Below are 9,759 nucleotides of genomic sequence, written 5' to 3'. Positions count from 1 at the left end.
CCACTCTAGCGCCGCCCGGCCTCCCCCACGAGCCCCCTCGTCAGTCCGCGCCCTTGATGCAGGCCACCGGCTTGAGGCGGTGCGCCACCCGGGCGAGTCCCGCCTGCTCCACCGTCTCCAGCACGTCGTCCAGGTTCTTGTAGCAGGGCCCGGACTCGTCCAGCGGCGTGGTGCGGGTGTTGAGCAGGATGCCGGCCTCCGCCATGCGCCGGTCCGTCTCCTCCTGCTGGAGCTGCCGGCGCGCCGCGGCACGGGACAGCCGCCGGCCGGAGCCGTGGTTCACCGAGTAGATGGACTTCTCCGCCCCTGCTTCCGCGAACAGGATGGCGCTGCCCGTCTCCATGGAGCCCGGGATGAGGATGGGATGTCCGGTGGACTCCCACGTCGTCCCCTTGAGGGCCGGGTGGCCGGCGGGGAAGGCCCGCGTGGCGCCCTTTCGAGCCACGAACTTGCCGCCCTCGCGCTGGATGAGGTTGTGGCTGATCTCGTAGTAGATGCTCGCGGTGCCGCCGAACACGTCCTCGAGCGCCCCGCACACGGCCTCGCCGATGAGCAGCCGGTTGGCCACGGCGAAGTTGGCCGCCATGTTGTGCAGGTTCCAGTAGCTGCGGCCCAGCGGGCTGTCCGCGTCCAGCCAGACGAAGTCCTCGCTGCGGCTCTTGAGGCCCAGCTGCGCGGCGCCCGCCACGAAGAAGTGCTTGGCGATGTTCCAGCCGAAGCCCCGGCTTCCGGTGTGGAGCATCACCCAGACGCGGCCCGTCTCATCCACCTGCATCTCGGTGAAGTGGTTGCCGCCGCCCAGGCTGCCCAGCTGCCCGCGCTTGTCGAAGGCGCGCTCGGGGATGGACACGCCGGTGTCCTCCACGGGGATGAAGTCGCGCTCGGTGACGGAGCGGCTGCGGCCCAGGGCCTTGGCGCCGTGGCGCAGCACCTCCTTGAGGGTGGGGTCGCTCACCTTGCGCTGCTTGCGCGCCCGGGTGGCGCCCACGCCCACGGCGATGCGTTCAGTGACCTCGTTGATCCACTGGCGGCGCTTCGCGGGGTCGGCCACGTCCTCCACGGTGAGGGAGGTCTGCAGCTGGACCATGCCGCAGCCGATGTCGTAGCCGGCGGCGGTGGGCAGCAGGGTGCCGTCCGTCTCCACGATGGTGCCAATGGGGACGCCGTAGCCCACGTGACAGTCGGGCGTGACGGCGACGCGGGTGACGCCGGGGAAGGTGGCGGCGTTGACGACCTGATCGAAGACAGCGTCCTCGAGCGCGGGGGCTTCCGGGTTGCCCTCTTCGCCCCAGAGGAGCTTGTCGGAGAGGAACAGGTCCGCGTGCACGCGCATCGTCTTGGTGCGCGGCAGGACGTAGTGGCCCTCGGAGACCTTTTCCAGGTGTTGCTTCCAGCTCATGGTGAATCCCCCAGGTGAGTGAACCCGCGGCAGGGACGAAGCCCTCCCTCATCCCTGACGGTGCCGCTTTCCGGACACACGATTGGCTGCTTGCCTGGCGTGCGCCAGGGGAAAACCCGGGGCGGTGGACGGAGGGAACGGCCGGGAGTGCACGGAGTGGCAATCAGACAAGCCTGGGGGTTGCGGAGCCCGATCGGCATTCCCATTTCTGCAGCGTGCATCAAGGGGGTGGGCGATGGGGTTTTTGACGGGGATGGTGCTGGCGATGTCGTTGCAGGCGGGGCCGGTGGAGATGACCGCGGCTCCGGTGTTCAATCCGTCGCTGTGCGCCAAGAAGCGCGTGGATCCATGCGGGTGCCACCACGTGTACGGCATCCGGCACTGCCACCAGAACCGGAAGAGCAATCACTGCGAGGCGCAGGTCCGCGCCTACGAGCCGGACGTGGAGCAGGAGACCGCGGAGGCGACGAACCCGCTCCAGAGCCTCATCGACCCGGCCAAGTCCGTGTCCATGTAGGCCGGGGCTATCCCGGGTCCAGGGACCAGGTGCCTTCGTCCCACCGCTTCAAGGCTTCCGAGGCTTCGAAGGGAACAAGCCCCTGGCCCCGGGCGGCTTCCTCCAGGACGGCCCTGGCTTCCGCCGTCCGGTAGCGCAGCAGGTGCGCGGCGGCCATCACCCGCACGTCCATGCGCTCATGCTTGAGCAGCACGAGGAGCGCATCCCGTCCGGGGTCGCCATGGGCCAGGAGTTGATCGATCGCGGCCCCGTACTTCCTGGCGTGCTTGTTTCCGGTCCTGGAATCGCCTTGCCAGATGGCATCGGTCTGGGCGGCGACGTGCTTCGCGACCTGTTCAACCAGCTTCTCCAGGGTCATCACCAGACTCCCTTCTGAGCCGCATCAAAGAACCGGCTCAACCACGAAGAAGGCTGGCTGCGAAGGCCTTGTCCCTGCATCACTCGCCTCAATGCGAGGTGGCGAACTCGTCAGGCAGTGACTCCGAACGGCTCACCTCCAGCTCGCTCTCCGAGCGGATGATGACCCAGCGCGCCTGCGGCGACACACGCAGGGCCATCACGTTCGGCGCCAGGCGGCGCATCTCTGGCCGGAAGGGCATCACCGGCGCGGGCGGAGGCGGCGTGGGCTGGGATTCGGGCTCGCGGTTTCGCAGCGCGAGGACCTTCACCGTGGGCCGCTCCGGCATCGGATCGCTCGCAGGGCTTCGCGGCAGCGCGGGCTGCACCTTGAGCGCCGGCTTGTTCAGCACCACGGGCGTGATGGACGGCGGCGTGTTCCCATTCGGCGTGGGCGTCGCGAAGTCGGCCATCGCCACGATGACCTTCGGCAGCGGCGTCACGGCCGGAGTTCCACGGCCGGACACCGGCGTGATGGACGGCGGCATGCTGCGCATCCGCGCGGGCGGCGGCGTCGGCGGTGGCAGCCGGTCGAAGCGGTAGAGCTCCTCGTCCTCCGCCGTCGGCGTCACCGCGCCCTGACCCATCCGCGCCAGCTCCTGCTGCAGCGTCGCGTTTCGCGGATCCAACTCCAGCGCGACCTTCAGCGCGCCCCTCGCGCGGGACTCGCAACCCAGTGACACCAGCACCCGGGCGGCTTCACGGTACGCGGCGATGGCCTGCTCCTGCTGACCCGCGCGGCGACAGGCCGACGCCAGCCGGATGCGCACATTCGCGTCCCGGGGCAGCCGCTTCGCGAGCTGCGCGTACGTCTCCGCGCACTGCGCGAACCTCCCCCGCTGGTACAGCGCATGGGCGGCTTCCTTCAACTCCCGCAACTTCATCGACTCGCGCTCGCTCATGGGGGTCTCCGCGTCGGTGTCGCTCCCCTGAGCTAGCAGGCGACGTGCCGCGCTCCCGTGACGTGCGCTCGCGTTCACTGCCTCGCCCCCACCGCGACCGTGGGCCGGAATCCCTGTCATCCACCCGGCGGACCCAAAGGCAGACCACCGTGTCCCCGTGCACGCTGTCCACTGAAGGACCCCTCACGGACCCTGTAGAAATGGGGAACCGCGCTGTAACAATGCCAGTCCGAGGATTCCCTGAACTCTCAGGAGAAGTCGGATACGCACGCATGGGACAGGGGGGCAGCTCCGGATGACGGGTGTCACCTGGAGGCCGCATCCCTGCCCTCGAGGGCTCACGGCTCCGACAGCAGGAACAGGGCGTGCGAGCTGGCGATGGGCCGCGTGCGGTCATCCTGCCAGGCCTCCACGCGCACGTTGGCCACGCGCCGTCCCTGCCGCGTGATGAACGCCTTGGCGAACGTGTCCTGCGCCTTGCCCGAGCGCAGGAAGTCCACCGTGGTGGAGATGACCTTGGGCACGCGCTCGGTGTCCGTCTGGAGCAGCAGCTCGAAGATGGCGCTCGACTCCAGCAGCGCCCCCAGCGTGCCGCCGTGCAGCGCGGGCAGGATGCTGTTGCCAATCAGGTGCGGCGCGTAGCGCATGCGGCAGAGCATCTCGCCGGCCAGGTTCTCCACGCCAATGCCCATGAAGCGCGTGTAGGGGATGGCGTCGGTGAGGCGGTGGTACTCGCGCGACTGGCGCACCTGGCGCACCAGGTCCGCGAGGGGAAGCGAAGGCGTGCTCATCAGCTCTCCACCCGCATGAAGGTGCCCTGTGAAGAGGCCACCGGCGTCGCCGGGTCGCCCTGGTGCACCAGCGCGCGCACGAAGGCGACCATGCGGGTGACCTTGTAGCACTCGGCCCGCGCGGTCAGCGGCAGGCCCGGGCGCGCGGGGCGCAGGTAGTCGATGCGCAAATCCAGCGTGACGATGGCCGCGAACGCGTTCAGCGCCGCCATCACCGCCGCGCCGCTCGCCGCGTCGATGAGCGTCGTCACCGCGCCGCCCGCCACCACCCCCGTCTCCGGGTTGCCGACGAGCACGTCCGCGTACGGCATCACCACCGTCGCGGCCGTGGCCTCCACCGCGTCCAGCCGCAGCTTCAGCGCGTGGTTGTGGGGCACTGCCTCGGTGAACAGCACGGAGAGCTGCTCCCGCCGCGCCTCCGGGTCCGTGGGAAGACTGAAGTCCGACATGGGCTGGATGCAGTAGCAGATCCGGACCTCGCCGGGGGAACGCACCGCGGCACGCCGCGCCCAGGAACACGCCTGCCCGTCCGCGAGTTCACGGCGCACTGCGAGCCCGCGCATCCTGGCAGGATGCCGCGCCTTTGCGTCTTTCCCCGAGGACACTTCCGGTGAACCGACCCCTCTCGTCCCTCTGCTTCGCGCTGCTCGTCCCAGGCCTGCTCCTGGCTGCGCAGCCCCTGCCCAAGCCCGCCGGTGCGCCCGTGCCCGCACCGCCAGGACAGGGGGAAGCGCCTCCACAGGAACCGCCCAAGCCGCCCGCGCCCAAGGACACCGCGCGCGAGGCCGCCCGGGCGAGCGAGGGCGACGGCGGCACCCTGGCCCCCGTCGCCACGCCGGAAGCCCCCGACGCGAAGAAGGACGAGTGGAAGGTGGACGCGCCCCCGGGCGTGGCCAGCAAGCAGGTGCCCATCGACGTGCGCGAGGGCACGTGGCTGAACGTGGACGTGAGCCCGCGCGGGGATGAGATCGTCTTCGACCTGCTGGGTGACATCTACGCGCTGCCCATCGCGGGCGGCGAGGCGCGCGCGCTGACGTCCGGCGCTGCGTGGGACATGCAGCCGCGCTACAGCCCGGACGGGAAGTCCATCGCGTTCACCAGCGACCGGGGCGGCGGCGACAACGTCTGGGTGATGGACCGCGACGGCAGGAACCCGCGCGCGGTGACGCAGGAGAAGTTCCGCCTGCTCAACAGCCCGGCGTGGAGCCCGGACGGGCAGTTCCTGGTGGCTCGCAAGCACTTCACCGGCCGGCGCTCGCTGGGCGCGGGCGAGGTGTGGATGTACCACCGCGCGGGTGGTGAGGGCGTGAAGCTCACCGAGCGCGCCAACGACCAGAAGGACCTGGGCGAGCCCGCGTTCTCCCCGGACGGCCGCTCCGTCTACTTCAGCCAGGACATCACGCCGGGGAAGTCCTTCGAGTACGACAAGGACCCCAACAAGGAACTCTACGTCATCCAGCGGTTGGACCTGGAGACGAAGGAGGTGGAGCCCTTCGTCACCGGCCCCGGTGGCTCCATCCGGCCCACGCCGTCACCGGACGGCAAGCAGCTGGCGTTCGTGCGGCGCGTGCGCGGCAAGAGCGTGCTGTACGTGGCGGACGTGAAGTCCGGCGCGGAGCGGCCGCTGTATGACGGGCTCGACCGGGACATGCAGGAGACGTGGGCCATCCACGGCGTGTCCCCGGTGATGGCGTGGACGCCGAACAGCAGGTCGCTGGTGTTCTGGGCGGGCGGGACGCTGCACCGCATCGACGTGGCGACGAAGCAGGTGACGCCCATCCCCTTCCACGTGAAGGGCACGCGCACGGTGTTCGCGGCGGTGAAGGGCCCCCGGCCCGTGGCGCCGGACCGCTTCGACGTGAAGATGCTGCGCTGGATGCAGGTGTCACCAGATGGCAAGAGGCTGGTGTACCAGGCGCTGGGCAAGCTGTACGTGAAGGAGCTGCCGTCGGGGCAGCCCCGGCGGCTGACGCGGCAGAACGCACACCTGGAGTTCTATCCGTCGTTCTCACGGGACGGGCGCTCCATCGTCTACACGACGTGGGACGACGACGCGCTGGGCGCGGTGCGCGTGGTGCCGGCCACGGGCGGCGAGGGCCGCGTGGTGACGGCGCAGCCGGGCTTCTACGTGGAGCCCGCGATGAGCCCGGACGGCAAGTGGGTGGTGTACCGGACGACGGGCGACGGCTACCTGATGCCGGGCACGTGGAGCCGGGAGACGGGCCTGTTCGTGGTGCCGTCCACCGGCGGGGGCGTGGCGCGCAAGCTCACGCGCGACGGCGAACAGCCGCACTTCGGCGCGAAGCCGGACCGCGTGTACTTCCTGCACGTGGAGTCCAAGGACGTGGAGGACGTGCGCACGCTGCGCAGCATCGGGCTGGACGGCGGCGAGCCGCGCACGCACCTGACCAGCGGCGGCGCGCTGGAGATGCGTGTGTCCCCGGATGACAGGTGGGTGGCCTTCCGCGAGGACTTCAACGCGTACGTGACGCCCTTCGTGCGCGGCGCGAAGGAGGCGCGCGTGGGGCCGGGCACCAAGGCGATGCCGGTGACGCAGGTGAGCCGTGACGCGGGGGAATACCTGCACTGGTCCGGCACGGACGCGCGGCTGTCGCTGCACTGGGCGCTGGGGCCCAAGCTCTACACGCGGGCGCTGAAGGACGCGTTCACGTTCATGGACGGCTCGCCCAAGACGCTGCCGCCGCCGGAGGCGGACGGGGTGGACGTGGCGTTCTCCTCGAAGTCGGACGTGCCGGAGGGGACGCTGGCGCTGGTGGGCGGGCGCATCATCACGATGAAGGGCGAGCAGGTGGTGGAGGAGGGCGTGGTGGTGGTGCAGGGCAACCGCATCGTGGCGCTGGGCCCGGTGGGGAAGGTGAACGTGCCCGCGTCCGCGAAGGTGGTGGACGTGAAGGGCAAGACGCTGATGCCGGGCCTGGTGGACGTGCACTGGCACGGGGCCATGGGCGTGGACGGGCTGATGCCGGAGCAGAGCTGGGTGCAGGCGGCGTCGCTGGCGTTCGGCGTGACGACGCTGCACGACCCGTCCAACCACTCGGAGACCATCTTCGCCGCCAGCGAGCTGGGCAAGGCGGGGATGCTCACGTCGCCGCGCATCTTCTCCACGGGCACCATCCTGTACGGCGCGGCGAGCGCGGACGCGCACGTCGAAATCGACACGCTGGACGACGCGCGCCGGCACCTGCGGCGGATGAAGGCGCTGGGGGCCTTCAGCGTGAAGAGCTACAACCAGCCCCGGCGCGACCAGCGGCAGAAGATCCTCCAGGCGGCGCGCGAACTGGACATGCTGGTGGTGCCCGAGGGCGGCTCGCTGCTCCAGCACAACCTGACCATGGTGGTGGACGGGCACACGAGCCTGGAGCACTCGCTGCCGGTGGCGCGCATCTACGACGACGTGCGCCAGCTGTGGAAGGGCACGCAGGTGGACTACACGCCGACGCTGGGCGTGGCCTATGGCGGGCTCATGGGGGAGAACTACTGGTACCAGAAGACGAACGTCTGGGAGGACACGCGCCTGTTGTCCTTCGTGCCCCGGCGCGTGGTGGACGGGCGCTCGCGGCGCCGCGTGATGATTCCGGACGAGGAGTTCAACCACCAGAACGTGGCCCGCGCCGCGAAGGAGCTGAGCGACCTGGGCGTGAGCGTGCAGCTGGGCGCGCACGGTCAGCGTGAAGGCCTGGCGGCGCACTGGGAGCTGGCGATGTTCGTCCAGGGCGGCATGACGCCCATGCAGGCGCTGCGCGCGGGCACGCTGAATGGCGCGCGGCACCTGGGCATGGACAAGGACCTGGGCTCGCTGGAGGTGGGGAAGCTGGCGGACCTGGTGGTGCTGGACAGCAACCCGCTGGAGGACATCTCCCACAGCCGCACGGTGCGCTACACGATGGTGAACGGGCGGCTGTACGACGCGAACACGCTCAACGAAGTGGGCACGCGGCAGCGCACGCGCGCGAAGTTCTTCTTCGAGAAGGACGGCAACGAGGGCTGGAGCCCCCGGGCCACCACGCACGCGACCGAGCAGGTATGCGATTAAGCGTCGCCGTGGTGTTGTGTGGAGCGCTCGCGGGCTGCGCAGGCGGCCCGCGGCAGTTCCGTCAATCCCTGGGCCCTGGGCCCGGGCCGGGCTGTGTCAGCACACTGGATTGCCAGTGCAAGGAGGGCTCGGCGGCGGCGTGCGAGCAGCTTGAGACCGTGTCACCGCCCCGGCCCCGGAAACCGAACCCGTTGCCTCCTCCCGGGACGGATAAGGAACTGGAGAAGAAGGAACAGGTCAGGGAGTCCTGCACCCAGGACTACATTCGCTGTGTCGATATGGGCGGAGACAGCGAATCCGGACGCGTGAAGGGAGAGAGCCTTTGTGACTCTTGCCGGTCCTATTGCATGGCGAACGGGTTCTGGCCTGACGCCATCTACACCTGGAACGGGAAGGCGCTGCCATGCCCACGAAAATGAAGAACGCGTTCCCGGACCCGCCTTTTCGGGATCCGGCCTGGCGTGCCTTCGGCGACGAGGTATCGGACGTGACCGTCCTCGCGCCCAAGGACTGGGCTCGGTTCCGCGCTGGCCTCAAGCAGGTGGGGCGGCGCCATGAAGGACGGGTGCCGTCAGCCTCGCTTCATCGCTACATCGCCAAGACTGCTTTCTTCTGCGCCGCGCATTGGGGGCAGACCCCGCGAGTCGTGCGAGGCGCCCTGCGTGCGTACCTGAAGCATCCGTTGGACACGACGATGTACTCCTACACGGCCGCGGAGTACTGGCAGTGGGCGTTCAAGGTCTCCCCCGCGGATCTACCCGCCGCGGAGTCCATGCTCGCGGAGGTCCGCGAGTACCTGCCATCCCTGGACGACCACGAACGCCGCAACACGGAAGGCCTGCTGGCCTTCCTGGAGCGCCAGCGCGGCTGAGCCTTCAGCGGGCCGTCGCGGCCACCTGGGCCAGGGCCTGTTGGATCTGCGGCAGTGCGTAGGGCTTGGGCAGCACCACCACGCCCAACCATTGCCGCGGATCCCCGTCCAGGGCCGAACGGCCGTGGCCGGACGCGATGATGATGCGCATGGCGGGCTTGCGCAGCGCCACCTCGCGCGCCAGGTCCACGCCGGACATGCCCGGCAGCGTGACGTCGGTGAACAGCACGTCGAAGCGCTCCGCCACCAGCGCCACCCGCGCCTCCTCCGCGCTCGCCACCGGCATCACCGCGTGGCCCAGCAACCCCAAGAGCTCACTGGCGGACGCGCGGATGTCCTCGTCGTCCTCCACCAGCAGCACGTGCATCCGCCGCGCGGCCTCCTGCGTCGCGGAAGCCTCCGCGGCGCGCGGTGCCTCCGGCCACTGGAGCTTCGGCGTCGCCAGCCGCTGCTGCCGCTGGTCCAGCAGCGCGCGCACCTTGCGCGCCAGGTCCTCGCGCCGGTACGGCTTGGACAAGAGGTTCACGCCGGGGTCCAACCGGCCGCCGTGCACGATGGCGTTATCCGTGTAGCCGGACGTGAAGAGCACCTCGATGTCCGGCTGCAGCGCCTTCGCCTGCCGCGCCAGCTCCGGGCTGCGCACCGGTCCCGGCATCACCACGTCCGTGAAGAGCAGGTCCACCGCCACGCCGCTCTTCAGGATGGACAGCGCGCTCTGCCCGTCCACCGCGCGCAGCACGCGGTAGCCCAGCTCCATCAGCAGCTCCACCACCGTGGCGCGGACCTCCGCGTCGTCCTCCACCGCGAGGATGGTCTCCCTCCCGCCCTC

9 protein-coding genes are annotated in these 9,759 nt (G+C 70.0%); 3 read left to right on the top strand and 6 right to left on the bottom strand.

Annotated features, from left to right (window positions below; genetic code table 11):
• Nucleotides 1–40: 40 nt before the first annotated feature.
• Nucleotides 41–1,399 (bottom strand): RtcB family protein, encoded by a 1,359-nt coding sequence (locus D7X55_RS28845; RefSeq protein ID WP_120548775.1) that lies wholly within the window; start codon nt 1,397–1,399, stop codon nt 41–43.
• Between the two features lie 235 nt (nt 1,400–1,634).
• Between D7X55_RS28845 and D7X55_RS28840 the strand changes: the two genes are divergently transcribed.
• Nucleotides 1,635–1,916, top strand: a complete 282-nt coding sequence (locus tag D7X55_RS28840; protein ID WP_120548774.1) for a hypothetical protein — start codon at nt 1,635–1,637, stop codon at nt 1,914–1,916.
• A gap of 7 nt (nt 1,917–1,923) precedes the next feature.
• Here D7X55_RS28840 and D7X55_RS28835 read toward each other — a convergent pair whose 3' ends face one another.
• The 4 genes from D7X55_RS28835 to D7X55_RS28820 form a co-directional block, all read right to left on the bottom strand.
• Nucleotides 1,924–2,274 (bottom strand): DUF2019 domain-containing protein, encoded by a 351-nt coding sequence (locus tag D7X55_RS28835; RefSeq protein ID WP_121724730.1) that lies wholly within the window; start codon nt 2,272–2,274, stop codon nt 1,924–1,926.
• An 88-nt stretch (nt 2,275–2,362) separates the two neighbouring features.
• Nucleotides 2,363–3,334 carry a BTAD domain-containing putative transcriptional regulator gene (locus D7X55_RS28830; RefSeq protein WP_121724729.1) on the bottom strand — a complete coding sequence of 324 codons (972 nt, stop codon included), beginning with the start codon at nt 3,332–3,334 and terminating at the stop codon, nt 2,363–2,365.
• 218 nt (nt 3,335–3,552) lie between these two features.
• On the bottom strand, nt 3,553–4,005 hold the full coding sequence (locus tag D7X55_RS28825; RefSeq protein ID WP_120548770.1) for a PaaI family thioesterase: 453 nt from the start codon (nt 4,003–4,005) through the stop codon (nt 3,553–3,555).
• On the bottom strand, nt 4,005–4,553 hold the full coding sequence (locus tag D7X55_RS28820; RefSeq protein ID WP_233610129.1) for a PaaI family thioesterase: 549 nt from the start codon (nt 4,551–4,553) through the stop codon (nt 4,005–4,007). The genes D7X55_RS28825 and D7X55_RS28820 overlap by 1 nt, the downstream gene beginning before the upstream one ends.
• 62 nt (nt 4,554–4,615) lie before the next feature.
• On the opposite strand from D7X55_RS28820, the gene D7X55_RS28815 reads away from it, so the two are divergent.
• Nucleotides 4,616–8,059 carry an amidohydrolase family protein gene (locus D7X55_RS28815; protein ID WP_121724728.1) on the top strand — a complete coding sequence of 1,148 codons (3,444 nt, stop codon included), beginning with the start codon at nt 4,616–4,618 and terminating at the stop codon, nt 8,057–8,059.
• A gap of 403 nt (nt 8,060–8,462) precedes the next feature.
• Nucleotides 8,463–8,930, top strand: coding sequence for a hypothetical protein (locus D7X55_RS28810; protein WP_147470245.1), 468 nt, complete (start codon nt 8,463–8,465; stop codon nt 8,928–8,930).
• A gap of 4 nt (nt 8,931–8,934) precedes the next feature.
• Here D7X55_RS28810 and D7X55_RS28805 read toward each other — a convergent pair.
• A partial coding sequence (locus D7X55_RS28805) for a response regulator (RefSeq protein ID WP_121724726.1) occupies nt 8,935–9,759 on the bottom strand: 825 nt, incomplete at its 5' end.

This window comes from Corallococcus sp. AB049A, assembly GCF_003668885.1.
GTDB classification, from domain to species: Bacteria; Myxococcota; Myxococcia; order Myxococcales; family Myxococcaceae; genus Corallococcus; species Corallococcus interemptor.
Note: the sequence above shows the minus strand (reverse complement) of the source record. Positions and strands in the feature narration are given on the sequence as shown.